The sequence below is a fragment of the [Enterobacter] lignolyticus SCF1 genome (assembly GCF_000164865.1).
GTDB lineage: Bacteria > Pseudomonadota > Gammaproteobacteria > Enterobacterales > Enterobacteriaceae > Enterobacter_B > Enterobacter_B lignolyticus.
Genome location: NC_014618.1, coordinates 4,796,478 through 4,814,049 on the forward strand (window position 1 = coordinate 4,796,478; position 17,572 = coordinate 4,814,049).

Consider the following 17,572-nt stretch of genomic DNA (forward strand, 5'->3'; position numbering starts at 1 on the left):
ATTTCGTGAAACGTCTTAACTGAAGAGTAATTTATGGCGGCAATCAAGCCTGCATTTAATCCCCCGAGCAAAAAGGGCGACCTCCTTTTCGGCGCGCTGGTAAAACTGGCTGCGCTGATTGTGCTATTTATGCTCGGCGGCATTATCGTCTCCCTGATTTTCTCCTCCTGGCCTAGCATCCAGAAGTTCGGTTTCTCCTTCCTGTGGACGAAAGAGTGGGATGCGCCGAATGATATCTACGGTGCGCTGGTACCTATCTACGGTACTCTGGTGACCTCATTGATTGCTCTGCTGATCGCCGTTCCGGTGAGTTTCGGCATTGCGCTGTTTTTGACGGAGCTGGCGCCAAACTGGCTGAAACGTCCGCTGGGTATTGCGATTGAGCTGCTGGCGGCCATTCCGAGCATCGTTTACGGCATGTGGGGCCTGTTTATTTTTGCTCCGCTGTTTGCCACCTATTTTCAGGAACCGGTCGGGAATGTGCTGTCGGCCATTCCGATTGTTGGCACCCTGTTCTCCGGCCCGGCGTTTGGTATCGGCCTGCTGGCCGCTGGCGTGATCCTCGCCATTATGATCATTCCGTACATCGCCGCCGTTATGCGCGACGTGTTCGAACAAACCCCGGTGATGATGAAAGAGTCGGCCTACGGCATCGGCTGCACCACCTGGGAAGTTATCTGGCGCATCGTGCTGCCGTTTACTAAAAACGGCGTGATTGGCGGCGTGATGCTCGGCCTTGGCCGCGCGCTGGGTGAAACCATGGCGGTCACCTTTATCATCGGTAATACCTACCAGCTCGACAGCGCCTCGCTGTATATGCCGGGCAACAGCATTACCTCGGCGCTGGCCAACGAGTTTGCCGAAGCTGAATCAGGCCTCCACGTTGCGGCGCTGATGGAACTGGGCTTAATCCTGTTCGTGATCACCTTTATCGTCCTGGCGATTTCTAAACTGATGATCCTGCGCCTCGCGAAAAACGAGGGGGCACGTTAATGGCGACTCTTGAAATGCAAACGACGGCTGAACTGGCGGAATCCCGCCGCAAAATGCAGGCACGGCGCCGTACCAAAAACCGTATCGCGCTGACGCTCTCAATGGCGACCATGGCGTTCGGTCTGTTCTGGCTGGTGTGGATCCTGTTTTCTACCGTTGTACGCGGCATCGACGGTATGTCGCTGGCGCTGTTTACCGAAATGACGCCGCCGCCAAACACCGCGGGCGGCGGTCTGGCGAACGCCCTGGCCGGTAGCGGCCTGTTAATCCTGTGGTCGACGGTTTTCGGTACGCCGCTGGGGATTCTGGCGGGCGTTTACCTGGCGGAGTACGGTCGTAAATCCTGGCTGGCGGAAGTTATCCGTTTTATCAACGATATTCTGCTGTCTGCGCCGTCCATCGTTGTCGGTCTGTTTGTTTACACCATCGTGGTCATGCAGATGGAGCATTTCTCCGGCTGGGCGGGCGTGATCGCGCTGGCGCTGCTGCAGGTGCCTATCGTTATTCGTACCACCGAGAACATGCTGAAGCTGGTGCCGGACAGCCTGCGCGAGGCGGCCTACGCGCTGGGTACGCCGAAGTGGAAGATGATCTCCGCGATTACGCTGAAAGCGTCGATATCCGGCATCATGACCGGGGTGCTGCTGGCCGTCGCGCGTATTGCGGGCGAAACCGCGCCGCTGCTGTTTACCGCGCTGTCGAACCAGTTCTGGAGCACCGACATGATGCAGCCGATTGCCAACCTGCCGGTGACCATTTTCAAATTTGCAATGAGCCCGTTTGCTGAGTGGCAGCAGCTGGCATGGGCCGGGGTGCTGATCATTACCCTTTGCGTCCTGTTGCTGAACATTCTGGCTCGCGTGATTTTCGCGAAACGTAAACACGGTTAATTTTTACGGCGCGGCGATAGCGGCGTCGAATGAGGAAGAGATTGAGATGAGTATGGCGAATAGCGGCCCAGGTAAAATTTCGGTTCGTGATTTGAACTTCTACTATGGTAAATTCCATGCCCTGAAGAACATCAACCTGAATATCGCGAAAAACCAGGTGACGGCGTTTATCGGCCCGTCTGGCTGCGGTAAATCCACTCTGCTGCGTACGTTCAACAAAATGTTCGAACTGTACCCGGAGCAGCGTGCTGAAGGTGAAATCCTGCTGGATGGCGACAACATCCTCACCAATACCCAGGATATCGCTCTGCTGCGCGCGAAAGTCGGTATGGTCTTCCAGAAACCGACGCCGTTCCCGATGTCCATTTACGACAATATCGCTTTTGGCGTGCGTCTGTTTGAGAAGCTCTCCCGCGCCGATATGGACGAGCGCGTGCAGTGGGCCTTGACCAAGGCCGCATTATGGAACGAAACCAAAGATAAGCTGCACCAGAGCGGGTATTCTCTCTCCGGTGGTCAGCAGCAGCGTCTGTGCATCGCGCGCGGTATTGCGATTCGCCCGGAAGTGCTGTTGCTCGATGAGCCGTGTTCAGCGCTTGACCCTATCTCGACCGGTCGTATCGAAGAGCTGATCACCGAGCTCAAAGAGGATTACACCGTCGTTATCGTTACGCACAACATGCAGCAGGCTGCCCGTTGCTCCGACCATACGGCGTTTATGTATCTTGGCGAGCTGATTGAGTTCAGCAATACAGACGATCTGTTTACCAAGCCCGCTAAGAAGCAGACTGAAGACTATATTACTGGCCGCTACGGTTGATTTGGAGTTAATGATGGACAGCCTTAACCTTAATAAGCATATTTCCGGCCAGTTCAACGCAGAACTGGAGCATATTCGCACCCAGGTGATGACCATGGGCGGGCTGGTGGAACAGCAGTTATCCGATGCGATCACCGCCATGCATAACCAGGACAGTGAACTGGCGAAACGCGTCATCGACGGCGACAAACAGGTCAACATGATGGAAGTAGCGATCGATGAAGCCTGTGTGCGCATCATCGCCAAGCGTCAGCCTACGGCGAGCGACCTGCGTCTGGTGATGGCGATTATCAAAACCATCGCTGAACTGGAGCGTATCGGCGACGTGGCGGACAAAATCTGCCGTACGGCGCTGGAGAAGTTCTCTCAGCAGCACCAGCCTCTGCTGGTGAGCCTGGAATCGCTGGGCCGTCATACCGTCCAGATGCTGCACGACGTGCTGGATGCGTTTGCGCGTATGGATCTTGATGAAGCGGTGCGTATTTATCGCGAAGATAAGAAGGTGGATCAGGAGTATGAAGGCATTGTGCGTCAGCTGATGACCTACATGATGGAAGACTCCCGTACGATCCCAAGCGTGCTGACTGCGCTGTTCTGCGCCCGTTCAATCGAGCGTATCGGCGACCGCTGCCAGAATATCTGCGAATATATCTTCTACTTCGTCAAAGGCCAGGACTTCCGTCACGTCAACGGCGATGAGCTGGACAAACTGCTGGCGGATAAAGATCCCACCGAGTGACGTTTGTGGCGGGTAGCGCTTACGCTTACCCGCCCTGACAGACTAACGCGTGATATCCCACCCGCGCGCCTTCCACAGCTCCGGCAGCTGCGCCAGATCGGTAAAGGTCGTCACTTTTGGATGATCGATCGGCCGGTTGTGCGGATCGGCACAGAAATAGAACACCTCCATCCCTGCCGCAATGCCTGACTGCGCGCCTGCCGTTGAATCATCCACCAGAATGCAGTTTTCAACGTTCACGTTCATCGCTGTCGCCGCATGGAACATCAGTGCCGGGTCGGGCTTCCAGCGCTGAATGTCGTAGCCGCTGAACAGCGTCTGCGGAAAATGGTGCAACATGCCGGTTTTTCCTAGCGAATGCTCCATTTTGCTCACCGGCCCGTTCGACACCACGCACATCGGCACCGTCATGGCGTTCAGCAGCGCATTCGCGCCGGCAATCACCTCAAGTTCGGTATCGAACAGGCGCGCCACTTCGGCGCGATAGACCGGCTCAAGGCGGGCTTTTTGCAGGTTGACGCCGTATTCCTCATTGATGGTATCAATGATTTCGTAGAGTTTTACCCCTTTGAAACGCTTAAATATTTCGTCGAGTTCAAGCGTAATGCCGAACTCCTGGAACATGTGCACATAGGCACGCGAACAGATAACCTCGCTGTCGACGAGCGTTCCGTCGCAGTCGAAAAATACCGCCTCAATACTGGACATGCCGTTTCCTGTCTTAACAAGTTTAACGTTTACTCACCGCATTTCGCCTGACGCAATCGTTGCCGTATAAGCAAATTCAATGAAAAAAAATGTGTCTCAGGCACCCCTATTGTCGCATTTTGGTATAGGATAGCGACGAATTTTCCCCTCCTTTGTTTGGAACCAGATGATGAGCCAACAACACACAACCCAGGCTTCGGGTCAGGGACTGCTTGAGCGCGTGTTTAAACTGCGCGACCACGGCACCTCGGCACGCACCGAAGTGATCGCCGGTTTTACTACGTTCCTGACGATGGTTTATATCGTCTTCGTTAACCCGCAGATTCTGGGCGCGGCAGGCATGGATACCAGCGCGGTTTTCGTGACAACCTGTCTTATCGCCGCATTTGGCAGCATTTTGATGGGTCTTTTTGCTAATCTGCCGGTTGCGCTGGCGCCAGCAATGGGCCTTAACGCTTTCTTCGCCTTCGTCGTGGTCGGCGCAATGGGCCTGCCGTGGCAGATTGGTATGGGCGCGATTTTCTGGGGCGCCATCGGCCTGCTGCTGCTGACGATTTTCCGCGTCCGCTACTGGATGATCGCCAATATCCCGATGAGCCTGCGCGTGGGGATTACCAGCGGGATCGGCCTGTTTATCGGCATGATGGGGCTGAAAAACGCCGGGGTCATCGTGGCGAACAAAGACACGCTGGTGACCATTGGCAACCTGACGTCTCACAGCGTGCTGCTGGGCGTACTGGGCTTCTTTATCATCGCGATTCTGGCCTCCCGCAACATTCATGCGGCGGTGCTGGTTTCTATTGTGGTCACCACGCTGCTGGGCTGGATGCTGGGCGATGTTCATTACACCGGGATTGTTTCCACGCCGCCGGACGTTACCTCGGTAATCGGCCATGTCGATCTCGCGGGTTCCCTGAATATCGGCCTTGCGGGCGTGATTTTCTCCTTTATGCTGGTTAACCTCTTTGACTCCTCCGGCACTCTGATCGGCGTGACCGATAAAGCGGGCCTGACCGACGAGAAAGGCAAATTCCCGCGCATGAAGCAGGCGCTGTTTGTCGACAGTATCTCCTCGGTTGCCGGTTCTTTTATCGGCACCTCTTCTGTTACCGCGTATATTGAATCGTCCTCCGGGGTGTCTGTGGGCGGGCGTACCGGTCTGACCGCGGTGGTCGTTGGCCTGCTGTTCCTGCTGGTTATCTTCCTTTCGCCGCTGGCCGGTATGGTGCCGCCGTATGCGGCCGCAGGCGCGCTGATTTACGTCGGCGTGCTGATGACCTCAAGCCTGGCCCGCGTGAAGTGGGAAGACCTGACGGAGGCCGTTCCGGCGTTTATCACCGCGGTGATGATGCCGTTCAGCTTCTCGATCACCGAAGGGATTGCGCTGGGCTTTATCTCTTACTGCGTGATGAAAATCGGTACCGGTCGTTTCCGCGACCTCAGCCCGTGCGTTATCGTCGTAGCGCTGCTGTTTGTGCTGAAGATTGTGTTTATCGACGCACACTAAAGCCGTACGTATCAAGCGCCCTCTCCCGGTCGGGAGAGGGTTAGGGTGAGGGCAACAGGCCGCTCAGGCTTATGCTTTCACCCGCTGAATATACTCGCCAAATGCGGTCAGCTGACCGGCCAGATGATCCAGCGTGCTCTGGTCAATCACTTCACCCGACTGCGGGTCGACCTTATTCTGAATCACACCGCCCATAAACTCCGGCTTGTTCATTACCATCGCATCCAGGAACACGAGGATCTGGCGCAGGTGATACTGGCAGCGGGCACCGCCGATTGCGCCCATTGAGCTGGTCTGAATCAGCACCGGCTTACCGGAAAGCGGCTGGTTTGGCAGACGCGACAGCCAGTCGATGGCGTTCTTCAGGCCGCCAGGCACCGAATAGTTATACTCCGGCGTAACGATGACCACGCCGTCGGCGTCGCGAATCTGCGCCGCGAGGGCCTCAACGCTTTGCGGAAATCCCTCCTCCTGCTGGATGTCCGCATCGTACAGCGGAATATCGGCAATCGACGGCAGCGGCGATACGTGCATGCCGGCAGGCGCTACCTTCGGCAGGGTACGGGCGACCATACCGTTAAATGAACCTTTGCGCAGGCTTCCCAGTAACGTAACAACTTTCAGTGCTTCAGACATGATTACTCCTTTTCATCGCAGGACACGGCCTGGTTGAGTATAAGGGCTTTTTCTGCAGGTAAGCTGGTAAAACGCATCAGACAGCCGGCGGGCGCATTGGCGCGGGCGTTCATATCCGGCAGGCTTCGCCAGCCGCGCTGGGCGTCAAATTCCCAGAATTTTAGCTTCTCTATCGAGGGACTGGCGGCTATCGACCACACCAGCACATCTTCGGCGTCGCAAATCGCCTCGATCTGCTGAACGCGGGTGGTGCGCAGACGTCCCGAACCCGGCAGCAGCTGCAGGTTCTGCGCGCAATCGTTATGCACATCGCCGGTGAGCTTCAGGATGCTCTGGCGCAGCGTCGCCAGCTGAGCGCGCGCCTCGTCAGGGTCGCTCTGGTTGTTTATCCACAGCGTTTCGTTATTGCTGAACGGGTAGCTATCGGGCGTTTTCGGACTATGGAAGCTGCGCATCGCGCGCTGTAGCTCCATATCGAGGCCGCATTCGCCCTCGGTGCAAAGCGCCACGCCGACGATATTTCCGGCGTAGGCAATAGAAAAACGCGGCTGGTCGCTGTCGCGGAACACCGGTTTGCCATCCGGGCGGGTGATGATATCCGGCAGTTCGCTGACGCCGTACAGCATGCTCATCAGTTCAGCGAGCAGCGCGCGCGAAGCGAGGAAGCGGGTGCGGCGATGTGACGGCATGCGGCGCGCGTCGTTATGGCAGGATGCGGGCAGGCGTACCGAAATGAGCTGCCCGTCGTTAAAGATCCCTCTTGCAAAGTGCGTTGCCATTATTTCTCTCCATGATTAATGGTCAGACGTGTAAAACGATAACCTCATTATCGCGTAAACTACTGAGGTTTTAATGCGGAAAAGCGGCGCTGAAAAGCCCCGGAGCAGAACATTTACATTTCCTTAGACGCAATAGCCTGCTCGTTCACGAATTTATCGGCTTATTCCCGCTGTACCTGGGCCTTGAAGGTTTCGCCGTACAGCTGCCTTATCATCGACGTCAGCCAGACGATTTTAGGATTATGGCCGTTACGCTTATGCCACAGCAGGGTAAAAGGGACGGCAATCTTTTGCAGCAGGCTCTCTTCCAGCGGGACGGGGCGCGTCACCAGCTTCAGGCCGTGCTGCTGATTGTAGTGCTGGCAGTAGAAGGGGGCCGTTGCCAGCAGCGTGTGATCCGGCTGGGCGGCCATAAACATGGATTGCTCGAATCCTGGCAGGCTCAGGGCGATATTACGCTGATATCCCAGCTCGTTCAGCACCCGGTCCAGCGCCCAGGTATCGCTCTTCTCCCAACAGATGCTGATATGCGGATAGCGCAGGAAGGTCTGTAGATCCCACGTTTCCTGCAGCGCCGGGTGGTCCTCGCGCAGGTATACGCGCGGTAAATCGGTAAACAGCACCTCAAAATCAATAAACCACGGCAGCAGGCTAAGCGCCTCGCGCGAGCGCGGGTGGCTTTCGCGTCCGGTAAACCCGAGATCCACCTCGCCGCGAATAATGGCGTCCAGCGAATCGTAATCCCAGTTACGCACGCGCAGCGTCGCCTGGGGATAGCGCTGGTAGATCTGCTGCGACAGCGCGTTTAGCGCAATCATCATCAGCGGTGACTCGGCCGCCAGCTCAAACGTCAGGCCGCGCGGCGTTTCGTAATGGGGTTTATCGAGCAGCTGGTGGCTCATCTGCATCCAGTCTGCCAGGTCCTGCTCCATGCTGGCCGCCAGCGGCGTTGGGTGCAGCCCCTGAGGCGTTTTGACAAACAGCGGGTCGTTAAACCACCCCCGCAGCTTCGCCAGCGACTTGCTGACGGCGGAGGGGGTGACGTTCATTCGGCTGGCCGCTCTGCTGACGCTGCGTTCCTGCAACAGCAGCTGCAGACACAGCAGCAGGTTAAGATCGAGGCTGGCGATGGATTTTTTCATGGTCAGATGCGCGTGCCGTTGTCGTGGAGCCCACGAACAGAATCAACAAGATGCAGACCATGCTACAGCTAATCAGTATCCCGATCAGCATATTAAGCGCGCCGACGCCCAGTACCGCTGCCAGCCAGATGTACAGCGAGGAGCCGCATACCTGGGCAATGCCCAGTATTGAGCTGGCGACGCCCGCGCGCCGGGAGAATGGCTCCAGGGCCTGGCTCATCTTCACGCCAAACCCCAGCGAGAAGCCGCCGCAGATAAGCGTTAAGCCGAGCAGGGTGAGCGTATGGCTGGTGGCAAAGGTCAGCACCACGGCGGCCAGCAGGAAGAGCCCCTGCGCGGTGAGCATCAGGGTACGCTGACGAAAGAGTCCCAGCGCGAACGGGGTCGAAAACGCCACCGTCATGCTGACCAGCGCCGTCAGCGCCATAATGGTTGAGTACTCGCTGCGGGTGAACTGCATCTCCTCCATGATAAGCACCGGAGAAACGTTCACGAAGGTCAGGATCGCCGTGACGCACAGGGTCGTCATCACCACTCTGCTGATAAAAAAGCGGTTTGCTAATGCTTCAGACAGCGGCTGTGGCGTGTACGTCTTATCGGTCAGCGCCCCGGGATGGGTCTCTTTAAGCACGAACGTTGAGAGCAGAAGGACCAGCACGCCCATCCCGCACATCACCCAGAACAGGCTCTGCCAGGGAAACGACAGCATGATCAGGTTGCCCAGCACCGGCGCCAGTACCGGCACGATGCAGGTTATCCCGTTGATAAAGGACAGCACTTTCGCCCGCCGCTGGTCATCAAGGGTGTCGCGCATAATGGCAAAAGCCGTCACGTAGCAGCTTCCCGCGCCTATTCCCTGGATAAAGCGTCCGCTCAGGAACAGCGTGCTGTCGCTGGCGCTGGCGCACAGCACTGAGGCCAGCGCAAAAACAATGGCGCCGCAAATCGCCACCGGCTGCCTGCCGGTTTTATCCGCTACCCGCCCGGCGAGCAGCATTGCCGCCGCCATACCCGCCAGATAGACGGAAAAGGCGATGTGCAGCTGCGCCTCGCTTGCCGCAAGATCCTGGGCGATGCGAGGTAATCCCACCAGATACATATCAATACCGGTCGGGTAGAGCAAAACAAGGGCGAAACTACATAGAAGAAAGCGTGCCATAGGATCCTCGCGTTAACGGTGACCCAAAGGATAAAAGAGAACGCGGGGGGCGACGAGTTGCCATTTGGACAACAGCGTTTTCCATTCAGGCATTTACATAACGCTAAAAATCTCAAACGAGAATTATTTTCATTTAAAAATAGCGTGTGCTATAAGATATAGCATTGGCTATAACAGTTTTATTTTTAATCACCTCATGGAGATGTTGCTATGCACCCGACACCCGCCGTCCGGGCCCTGTTCCTCGGGGTCATCCTCAGTTCCGCCGGGTCTTTTCCGGCATGGGCGCAGGAGAAGTTTAAGGTGGTAACCACCTTTACGGTGATTGCCGATATGGCGAAAAACGTAGCGGGCGATGCCGCAGAGGTGAGCTCCATTACCAAACCGGGGGCCGAAATCCATGAGTATCAGCCCACCCCCGGCGACATCAAACGCGCGCAGGGCGCACAGCTTATCCTTGCCAACGGCATGAATCTGGAGCGGTGGTTCCAGCGCTTTTATCAGCATCTGCGCGGCGTGCCGGAAGTGGTGGTGACCGCAGGCATAACGCCGATGGGCATCACGGAAGGACCGTACAACGGGAAGCCGAATCCGCACGCGTGGATGTCGGCGGATAACGCGCTTATCTATGTGAACAATATCCGCGACGCGCTGATGAAATACGACCCCGCTAACGCCGGGGTGTATCAACGCAATGCTGAAGCCTATAAGGCAAAAATTACCCAAACGCTGGAACCGCTGCGCCAGCAGGTTGCGGCTATTCCCGAAAACCAGCGCTGGCTGGTCTCAAGCGAAGGGGCGTTCTCCTACCTGGCGCGCGATCTTGGGTTAAAAGAGCTGTATCTGTGGCCTATCAACGCCGATCAGCAGGGAACGCCGCAGCAGGTGCGCAAGGTGGTCGATGAGGTGCGTAAAAATCATATTCCGGCGGTCTTTAGCGAAAGCACGATCTCCGATAAGCCCGCGCGACAGGTGGCCCGTGAGACCGGCACCCACTACGGCGGCGTGCTGTATGTCGACTCGTTAAGCGCGCAGGACGGCCCGGTGCCGACCTATCTTGAGCTGCTGAACGTTACCACCCGCACCCTGGTTCAGGGGCTTAAAGACGGCATGAAGGAGTAAACCATGACGCACGCGACAGGTATCGCCGTTGCTGATGTCACCGTCACCTGGCGAAACGGGCATACGGCGCTGCACGACGCCACTTTCCATGTTCCGGGCGGCTCGATCGCCGCGCTGGTGGGGGTTAACGGATCCGGCAAATCCACCCTGTTTAAGGCGGTGATGGGGTTTGTACGCCTTGCCGCCGGGGAGATTTCGATTCTGGGTATGCCGACGCGTCAGGCGCTGCGGCGCAACCTGGTCGCCTATGTGCCGCAGGCGGAAGAGGTGGACTGGTCATTCCCGGTGCTGGTGGAGGATGTGGTGATGATGGGCCGCTACGGGCACATGGGCATGCTGCGGATCCCCAAAGAGGACGATCGCCGTATCGTCAGCGAGGCGCTGGAGCGGGTCGACATGGCGGCGTATCGCCACCGGCAGATTGGCGAGCTGTCCGGCGGACAGAAAAAGCGCGTCTTTCTGGCGCGCGCCATCGCCCAGCAGGGGGAGGTTATCCTGCTTGATGAGCCGTTTACCGGCGTTGATGTCAAAACCGAGGCCAAAATCGTCGACCTGCTGCGCGAACTGCGCGATGAAGGCAAAACCATGCTGGTCTCCACCCATAACCTCGGCTCCGTGACCGAGTTTTGCGATTACACCGTGATGGTCAAAGGCACCGTGCTGGCCAGCGGCCCGACGGCCACCACCTTTACCGCTGAAAACCTTGAGCGCGCCTTCAGCGGCGTGCTGCGCCAGGTGGCGCTGAGCGGCTCCGGGACGCACATCATCACCGACGATGAGCGTCCTTTTGTCTCTCACCGTCTGCCTGCCCGCGAGCGGGGGACGTCATGAGCCTGCTTCTGGAGCCGTTTGGCTATACGTACATGCTCAACGCCATGTGGGTGTCCGCGATGGTGGGTGGACTGTGCGCTTTCCTCTCCGGCTATCTGATGCTCAAAGGCTGGTCGCTCATCGGCGATGCGCTGTCGCACTCGATTGTGCCGGGAGTGGCGGGCGCATATATGCTCGGGCTTCCCTTCTCGCTCGGCGCATTTTTGTCCGGCGGGCTGGCGGCGGGCAGTATGCTGTTTCTCAACCAGCGTACCCGCCTCAACGAGGACGCCATTATCGGGCTTATCTTCTCGTCGTTCTTCGGCCTGGGGCTGTTTATGGTGTCGCTGAACCCGACTTCGGTGAACATTCAGACCATCGTACTGGGCAATATTCTGGCGATTGCGCCGGAGGATATCCTGCAGCTGACGATCATCGGCGCGGTGTCGATAGCCGTACTGTTTTTCAAGTGGAAAGACCTGATGGTGACGTTCTTTGATGAGAACCACGCGCGCGCCATCGGCCTGCGCCCGGAGCGGCTGAAGATCCTCTTCTTTACGCTGCTGGCGGTATCGACGGTTGCCGCGCTGCAAACCGTGGGCGCATTCCTGGTGATAAGCCTGGTGGTAACGCCGGGCGCCACCGCCTGGCTGCTGACCGACCGCTTTCCCCGCCTGCTGCTGATCGCAGTGGCGATTGGCAGTATCACGAGCTTCCTCGGCGCATGGCTGAGCTATTACCTGGACGGCGCGACCGGCGCCATCATCGTTGTGGCGCAGACGGCGCTGTTCCTGCTGGCGTTCATTTTCGCGCCGGGCCACGGCCTGCTGGCCAGCCGCCGTCGCGCGCGTCAGGTGCCGGAGGTGCAGCCATGATGGCGTTGCTGTTCGAGCCGCTGACGTTCGCGTTTATGAAAAACGCACTGCTGATTGCGCTGGTGGTCGCCATTCCCTGCGCGCTGCTGTCGGTTTTTCTGGTGCTGAAAGGCTGGGCGCTGATGGGCGATGCGATGAGCCATGCGGTGTTTCCCGGCGTGGTGCTGGCCTGGATGATGGGGCTGCCGCTGGCGGCCGGGGCGTTTGTCGCCGGGCTGTTTTGCGCCGTAGCGACCGGATTTCTGAAGGATAACAGCCGGATTAAGCAGGATACCGTCATGGGCATCGTTTTTTCCGGCATGTTCGCCGCCGGGCTGATTCTCTATATCGCCGTAAAGCCGGAGGTGCATCTCGACCACATCCTGTTTGGCGATATGCTGGGCGTCAATACCGCCGATATCGTCCAGACAGGGGCGATTGCGGCGGTGATTGCGCTGGCTATTGGGGTGAAATGGCGCGATTTTCTGCTTTTCTGCTTCGATCCCCTGCAGGCGCAGGTTAGTGGGCTGCGTACCCGCTGGCTGCACTACGGCCTGCTGTGCATGGTCTCGCTGACGATCGTCGCAACGCTCAAAGCGGTAGGCATCATTTTGTCGATTTCCCTGCTGATCGCGCCGGGCGCTATTGCCGTGCTGCTGACAAACCGTTTTCACATCGCGCTGCTGGCGGCCGTTGTGGTCTCAGCGCTGGTATCGGTCTGCGGCGTCTGGCTGTCGTTTTACCTCGACAGCGCCCCCGCGCCCACCATCGTGGTGCTGTTTGCGCTGGTCTTTATCGTGACCTTTGCGCATACCAGCCTGAAGGCGCGGCGGACAGAGCAGCAAATCGGATAGAGATGCTGCAGGTCCGGATAAGCGGCGTAATCCAGTCTATTATGTTTAACGTCAGAAAATAAGGAGTAAGCCTGCCTATGATTACCACCCACGTTTTCATTGCTGTCAGTCTGGATGGTTTCATTGCGCGTCAAGATGGCGATATCCGCTGGCTGTTGCAGCGCGATGACCCTGGCGAGGATCATGGCTATGATGACTTTATCATCGATAAAGAGGTCATTGTGATGGGCCGGGGAAGCTATGAGAAAGTGATGACCTTCGACACATGGCCTTACGACCTGCCCGTACTGGTGTTATCGAAACAGCTCGCCGGAACGCCAGTACCTGACGCCTTAAAGGATAAGGTTCAATTTATCGATTCTGCGCCAGGGGAGACGATTGCCCGTCTGGCCGAACAGAACATACAGCGAGTCTATCTCGATGGCGGTCAGGTGGTGCAGTCATTTCTTCGCGAGGGGCTTATCACTGACATGGTCATTACTACCGTTCCGGTGCTGATCGGCTCAGGGAAGCCCTTGTTCGGGACATTGTCCCGAGATATTGATTTAACGTTGCTCTCCAGCCGTAGCTTTCCTTCTGGTCTCGTTCAGTCTACGTATCACGTGAATGCAAACAAACCCGCATTAACAGCCAGTTAATGCGGGTTTACGAACGTTCACGGACGAGGATGGATTAAAACTTACTTGCCAATACAGAAGCTCGAGAATATCCGTCCCAGCAGATCGTCGGAGGTAAATTCGCCGGTAATCTCGCTTAACGCCTGCTGCGCCAGGCGCAGCTCTTCCGCCAGCAGCTCGCCTGCCCACGCGCCAATCAGCTGCGCTTTGCCCTGCTGCAGGTGGTTGGCCGCGGTTTCCAGCGCCTGGAGATGGCGGCGGCGGGCGAGGAATCCGCCCTCCATGTTGGTGTCAAAGCCCATGCTCTGCTTGAGGTGGTTACGCAGCAGGTCCACGCCTTCGCCCTGACGCGCGGAGAGACGAATCAGTGAGTGACCGTTCACCTCGCTCAATCCCACCGCTTCGCCGGTCATATCCGCTTTATTGCGGACCACGGTGATCGGCAAATTCGTCGGTAAACGGGCGATAAAGTCGGGCCAGATCTGCGCCGGGTCAACGGCGTCGGTGGTGGTGCCGTCGACCATAAACAGCACGCGGTCGGCCTGCTCGATCTCCTGCCAGGCGCGCTCAATGCCGATACGCTCGACCTCGTCGCTGGCGTCGCGCAGCCCGGCGGTATCGATAATGTGCAGCGGCATCCCGTCAATGTGGATATGCTCGCGCAGCACGTCGCGGGTGGTGCCGGCAATGTCGGTGACGATTGCGGCCTCACGGCCCGCCAGCGCGTTCAGCAGGCTCGATTTCCCGGCGTTAGGGCGCCCGGCAATCACCACCTTCATCCCTTCTCGCAGCAGGCTGCCCTGGCGCGCTTCGGCGCGCACCGCGTCGAGATCGGCCATCACGCCGTTCAGCTGGGCCTCGATTTTGCCGTCGGAGAGGAAATCGATCTCTTCGTCCGGGAAGTCGATCGCCGCTTCGACGTAGATGCGCAGGTGAGTGAGCGCTTCCACAAGGTGGTTCACGCGGGCGGAGAACGCCCCCTGCAGCGAGTTCAGCGCGGAGCGGGCCGCCTGCTCGGAACTGGCGTCGATCAGGTCTGCAATCGCCTCGGCTTGCGCCAGGTCGAGCTTGTCGTTAAGAAACGCGCGCTCGGAGAACTCGCCGGGCCTGGCAATGCGCAGGCCGGGAATCGTCAGAATGCGTTTTAACAGCAGGTCGAGGATCACCGGGCCGCCGTGGCCCTGCAGCTCCAGCACATCTTCGCCGGTAAAGGAGTTCGGGCCGGGGAACCACAGGGCAATGCCCTGGTCCAGCGCGGCGCCGTCGGCATCGTTAAACGGCAGATAATCGGCGTAGCGCGGTTTTGGCAGCTTGCCCAGCACCGCTTCAGCCACCTCGCGCGCCTTCAGGCCGGAGATACGCAGAATGCCTACACCACCGCGTCCCGGTGGGGTTGCCTGGGCGACGATAGTGTCGTTATGGCTCATGGTTGTTCTCGTTCAATACAAATAAAAAAGGCGGTCAATCGACCGCCCTTTAATGAATGTTCCGTTTGCCGGATGGCGGCTTCGCCTTATCCGGCCTACAACCGAATCAGGACTTTTTCTTTTCGCGGCTGTGCAGGCCACGTTTTTCCAGACCACGGTAGATCAGCTGCTGCTGGATGATGGTCACCAGGTTGCTGACGATATAGTACAGCACCAGACCTGACGGGAACCACAGGAAGAACACGGTGAAGATGACCGGCATAAAGGTCATGATCTTCTGCTGCATCGGGTCGGTCACGGTGGTCGGCGACATCTTCTGGATGAAGAACATCGTCACGCCCATCAGGATCGGCAGGATGTAGTACGGGTCCTGTGCGGACAGGTCGTGGATCCACAGCGCGAACGGCGCATGGCGCAGCTCAACGGAGCCCATCAGCATGTAGTACAGCGCAAGGAAGATAGGCATCTGGATAATCAGCGGGAAGCAACCACCCAGCGGGTTTACTTTCTCTGCTTTATACAGGGCCATCATCTCCTGGCTCTGGCGCTGTTTGTCATCGCCCAGACGCTCGCGCATGGCCTGAATCTTCGGCTGCAGCATACGCATCTTCGCCATGGAGGTGTACTGCGCTTTGGTCAGCGGGTACATGATGCCACGAACGATGAAGGTGATAACGATGATGGAGAAGCCCCAGTTGCCGAGGAAGCTGTGGATGAACTTCAGCAGCTTGAACAGCGGCTGAGAGATGAACCACAGCCAGCCGTAGTCAACGGTCAGATCCAGGTGCGGCGCAACGGCAGCCATTTTGTCCTGAATTTCCGGGCCAACCCACAGGGTGCTGCCCACGGTGCCGGTCTGGCCTGGCTGAATCAGCGTCGGCTGAGATTTGTAGCCGATAGCCGCAATGCCGTTGCCGAGATTCGCGGTGTAGAAGTTGTTGGTGCCGTCGTTACGCGGAACCCATGCGGTCGCGAAGTACTGCTGCAGCATCGCAACCCAGCCGTCTTTGGCACTAACGTTCAGGTTCTCGTTATCGGCGATGGTATCGAATTTGTATTTTTCGTACTTCGCATCAGGCGTGGAGTACGCCGCGCCGCGGAAGGTGTGCAGCGCAAAGTTGCTGCTGCCCGTATCGCGATGCGTCGGCAGATTGATGGACTGCTTCAGCTGACCGAAGGTGGAGATTTCCAGCGGCTTATCGCTGCTGTTCTTCACGCTGTAGTCAACGTTAACGGCATATTCGCCACGCTTCAGCACAAAGGTCTTGGTGAAGGTGTTGCCCGCTTTGTCGGTCCAGGTCAGCGGGATGCTGATTTCGTTCTGACCGTCTGCCAGGACAAAGGTATCTTTATCAACGCTGTACAGTGGGCGCGGGCCGTTAGCCGGGTTATCCGGGCCGTCACGGCCGGTCAGGCCGCTTTGCGCCTGATAGATAAACTGCGGCGTGGTTTCCAGTAACTGGAACGGTTCGTTAGAACCCAGCTCTTTCGGGTAAGCTAACAGCTCAGCCTGCTCAACATCACCGCCACGGGTGTTGATGGTCAGATCGAGCACGTCGGTTTTCACCGTAATCAGTTTCCCCTGGCCACTGGCCGGTACGCCCTGGTCGGCGGCGCTACCCGCTGCGGTGGTCGTAGTCTGCGTGGTCTGCTGCTGGGGCTGAGGATTTTTATCCTGCTCCCATGCCTGCCAGATCATGAAAGACACGAACAACAAAGCGATGATAAGAAGATTGCGTTGCGAATCCATCGTTAGTGTTCTCTGGTATTAGAAGGTCCTGGTGGGACGGGGTCGTCACCACCCGGGTGTAAAGGGTGGCATTTTAATACGCGTTTCACCGTCAACCAACTGCCTTTTATCACTCCAAACCTGCGCAATGCCTCAATTCCGTATTGAGAACAGGTTGGCGTGAAACGGCAATGCGGCCCGAGAAGCGGACTAATCAGGCGTTGATAGACCCTGATAAGGGCTATCAGGACCCGCGAGCCAGGCGACAGTGACGGCGCCATAATTTTTCCAACGCTTCCGTGAGAGCACGGTTATCGAGGTCTGCAACCCCCTTCTTCGCCACCACCACGAAGTCCATAGGCGGAAGTTCATGTTGACGCAAACGGAAGCTCTCACGCGTCAGACGTTTAATCCGATTGCGTTCATGGGCGCGTTTAACGTTTTTCTTGGCGACGGTAAGACCGATGCGGGGATGCCCCAGCGAATTCAGGCGGCCGAGGATGGTGATTTGCGGCGTGCCAGCCCGTTGCGGCTGCTGGAAGACGAATGTGAAATGAGTGGGAGTTAACAAACGTAACTCCCTGGGAAAAGCGAGCTTAACCACTCAGGGGTTAGCTTTTATTACTTGGAAACGGTCAGACGAGCGCGGCCTTTAGCACGACGACGTGCCAGAACCTGACGACCATTTTTAGTAGCCATACGAGCACGGAAGCCGTGAGAACGGTTGCGCTTCAGTACAGACGGTTGAAAAGTGCGTTTCATGGCGGTTTCTACCTAAACTTGAAT

20 protein-coding genes are annotated in these 17,572 nt (G+C 57.6%); 10 read left to right on the forward strand and 10 right to left on the reverse strand.

Annotated elements, in window-relative coordinates:
• Positions 1-33: 33 nt before the first annotated feature.
• The 4 genes from pstC to phoU are packed head-to-tail and all read left to right on the forward strand — an operon-like array spanning position 34 to position 3,442.
• Positions 34-993 (forward strand): phosphate ABC transporter permease PstC, encoded by a 960-nt coding sequence (pstC, locus tag ENTCL_RS22235; protein ID WP_013368367.1) that lies wholly within the window; start codon positions 34-36, stop codon positions 991-993.
• Entirely contained in the window at positions 993-1,883 is an 891-nt protein-coding gene (pstA, locus tag ENTCL_RS22240) for a phosphate ABC transporter permease PstA (protein WP_013368368.1), read from the forward strand. The genes pstC and pstA overlap by 1 nt, the downstream gene beginning before the upstream one ends.
• 46 nt (positions 1,884-1,929) lie before the next feature.
• Positions 1,930-2,703: a phosphate ABC transporter ATP-binding protein PstB gene (pstB, locus tag ENTCL_RS22245; protein WP_013368369.1), complete on the forward strand. Its 774-nt coding sequence runs from the start codon at positions 1,930-1,932 to the stop codon at positions 2,701-2,703.
• A gap of 13 nt (positions 2,704-2,716) precedes the next feature.
• Positions 2,717-3,442: a phosphate signaling complex protein PhoU gene (gene phoU, locus ENTCL_RS22250; RefSeq protein ID WP_013368370.1), complete on the forward strand. Its 726-nt coding sequence runs from the start codon at positions 2,717-2,719 to the stop codon at positions 3,440-3,442.
• A gap of 42 nt (positions 3,443-3,484) precedes the next feature.
• Here the strand turns inward: phoU and yieH are convergent, their stop codons facing one another.
• The gene (gene yieH, locus ENTCL_RS22255) at positions 3,485-4,150 is read right to left on the reverse strand and encodes a 6-phosphogluconate phosphatase (protein WP_013368371.1); all 666 of its coding nucleotides are present in this window, start codon (positions 4,148-4,150) and stop codon (positions 3,485-3,487) included.
• 169 nt (positions 4,151-4,319) lie between these two features.
• Here yieH and ENTCL_RS22260 point away from each other — a divergent pair, with 169 nt between their 5' ends.
• Entirely contained in the window at positions 4,320-5,657 is a 1,338-nt protein-coding gene (locus tag ENTCL_RS22260; RefSeq protein ID WP_044612211.1) for an NCS2 family permease, read from the forward strand.
• 69 nt (positions 5,658-5,726) lie between these two features.
• Here ENTCL_RS22260 and ENTCL_RS22265 read toward each other — a convergent pair whose 3' ends face one another.
• The 4 genes from ENTCL_RS22265 to ENTCL_RS22280 form a co-directional block, all read right to left on the reverse strand.
• Complete coding sequence (locus ENTCL_RS22265) at positions 5,727-6,293, reverse strand: NADPH-dependent FMN reductase (protein WP_013368373.1); 567 nt, start codon at positions 6,291-6,293, stop codon at positions 5,727-5,729.
• 2 nt (positions 6,294-6,295) lie between these two features.
• The gene (locus ENTCL_RS22270) at positions 6,296-7,072 is read right to left on the reverse strand and encodes a 4'-phosphopantetheinyl transferase family protein (RefSeq protein WP_013368374.1); all 777 of its coding nucleotides are present in this window, start codon (positions 7,070-7,072) and stop codon (positions 6,296-6,298) included.
• Between the two features lie 161 nt (positions 7,073-7,233).
• Positions 7,234-8,214 carry an HTH-type transcriptional regulator YidZ gene (yidZ, locus tag ENTCL_RS22275; RefSeq protein WP_013368375.1) on the reverse strand — a complete coding sequence of 327 codons (981 nt, stop codon included), beginning with the start codon at positions 8,212-8,214 and terminating at the stop codon, positions 7,234-7,236.
• Positions 8,183-9,373, reverse strand: a complete 1,191-nt coding sequence (locus ENTCL_RS22280) for an MFS transporter (RefSeq protein WP_013368376.1) — start codon at positions 9,371-9,373, stop codon at positions 8,183-8,185. The genes yidZ and ENTCL_RS22280 overlap by 32 nt, the downstream gene beginning before the upstream one ends.
• Positions 9,374-9,583: 210 nt before the next feature.
• On the opposite strand from ENTCL_RS22280, the gene ENTCL_RS22285 reads away from it, so the two are divergent.
• From ENTCL_RS22285 to ENTCL_RS22305, 5 genes are all read left to right on the forward strand, one after another.
• The gene (locus tag ENTCL_RS22285) at positions 9,584-10,495 is read left to right on the forward strand and encodes a metal ABC transporter substrate-binding protein (protein ID WP_013368377.1); all 912 of its coding nucleotides are present in this window, start codon (positions 9,584-9,586) and stop codon (positions 10,493-10,495) included.
• A gap of 3 nt (positions 10,496-10,498) precedes the next feature.
• Positions 10,499-11,326 carry a manganese/iron ABC transporter ATP-binding protein gene (locus ENTCL_RS22290; protein WP_013368378.1) on the forward strand — a complete coding sequence of 276 codons (828 nt, stop codon included), beginning with the start codon at positions 10,499-10,501 and terminating at the stop codon, positions 11,324-11,326.
• On the forward strand, positions 11,323-12,180 hold the full coding sequence (gene sitC / locus ENTCL_RS22295) for an iron/manganese ABC transporter permease subunit SitC (protein WP_013368379.1): 858 nt from the start codon (positions 11,323-11,325) through the stop codon (positions 12,178-12,180). Before ENTCL_RS22290 ends, sitC begins: the two co-directional genes overlap by 4 nt.
• Entirely contained in the window at positions 12,177-13,013 is an 837-nt protein-coding gene (locus ENTCL_RS22300; RefSeq protein WP_013368380.1) for a metal ABC transporter permease, read from the forward strand. The genes sitC and ENTCL_RS22300 overlap by 4 nt, the downstream gene beginning before the upstream one ends.
• Positions 13,014-13,090: 77 nt before the next feature.
• Positions 13,091-13,651 carry a dihydrofolate reductase family protein gene (locus ENTCL_RS22305; protein WP_013368381.1) on the forward strand — a complete coding sequence of 187 codons (561 nt, stop codon included), beginning with the start codon at positions 13,091-13,093 and terminating at the stop codon, positions 13,649-13,651.
• A gap of 41 nt (positions 13,652-13,692) precedes the next feature.
• On the opposite strand, the gene mnmE is transcribed toward ENTCL_RS22305, so the two are convergent.
• The 5 genes from mnmE to rpmH all read right to left on the reverse strand — a co-directional run bounded on the left by mnmE (position 13,693) and on the right by rpmH (position 17,548).
• Positions 13,693-15,057: a tRNA uridine-5-carboxymethylaminomethyl(34) synthesis GTPase MnmE gene (gene mnmE, locus ENTCL_RS22310; protein WP_013368382.1), complete on the reverse strand. Its 1,365-nt coding sequence runs from the start codon at positions 15,055-15,057 to the stop codon at positions 13,693-13,695.
• A 106-nt stretch (positions 15,058-15,163) separates the two neighbouring features.
• Positions 15,164-16,807 (reverse strand): membrane protein insertase YidC, encoded by a 1,644-nt coding sequence (yidC, locus tag ENTCL_RS22315; RefSeq protein WP_013368383.1) that lies wholly within the window; start codon positions 16,805-16,807, stop codon positions 15,164-15,166.
• Between the two features lie 2 nt (positions 16,808-16,809).
• On the reverse strand, positions 16,810-17,067 hold the full coding sequence (gene yidD, locus ENTCL_RS23390; protein ID WP_013368384.1) for a membrane protein insertion efficiency factor YidD: 258 nt from the start codon (positions 17,065-17,067) through the stop codon (positions 16,810-16,812).
• Positions 17,031-17,390, reverse strand: coding sequence for a ribonuclease P protein component (gene rnpA, locus ENTCL_RS23395; protein WP_071841443.1), 360 nt, complete (start codon positions 17,388-17,390; stop codon positions 17,031-17,033). The genes yidD and rnpA overlap by 37 nt, the downstream gene beginning before the upstream one ends.
• Positions 17,391-17,407: 17 nt before the next feature.
• Positions 17,408-17,548 carry a 50S ribosomal protein L34 gene (rpmH, locus tag ENTCL_RS23400; RefSeq protein ID WP_000831330.1) on the reverse strand — a complete coding sequence of 47 codons (141 nt, stop codon included), beginning with the start codon at positions 17,546-17,548 and terminating at the stop codon, positions 17,408-17,410.
• Positions 17,549-17,572 lie beyond the last annotated feature (24 nt).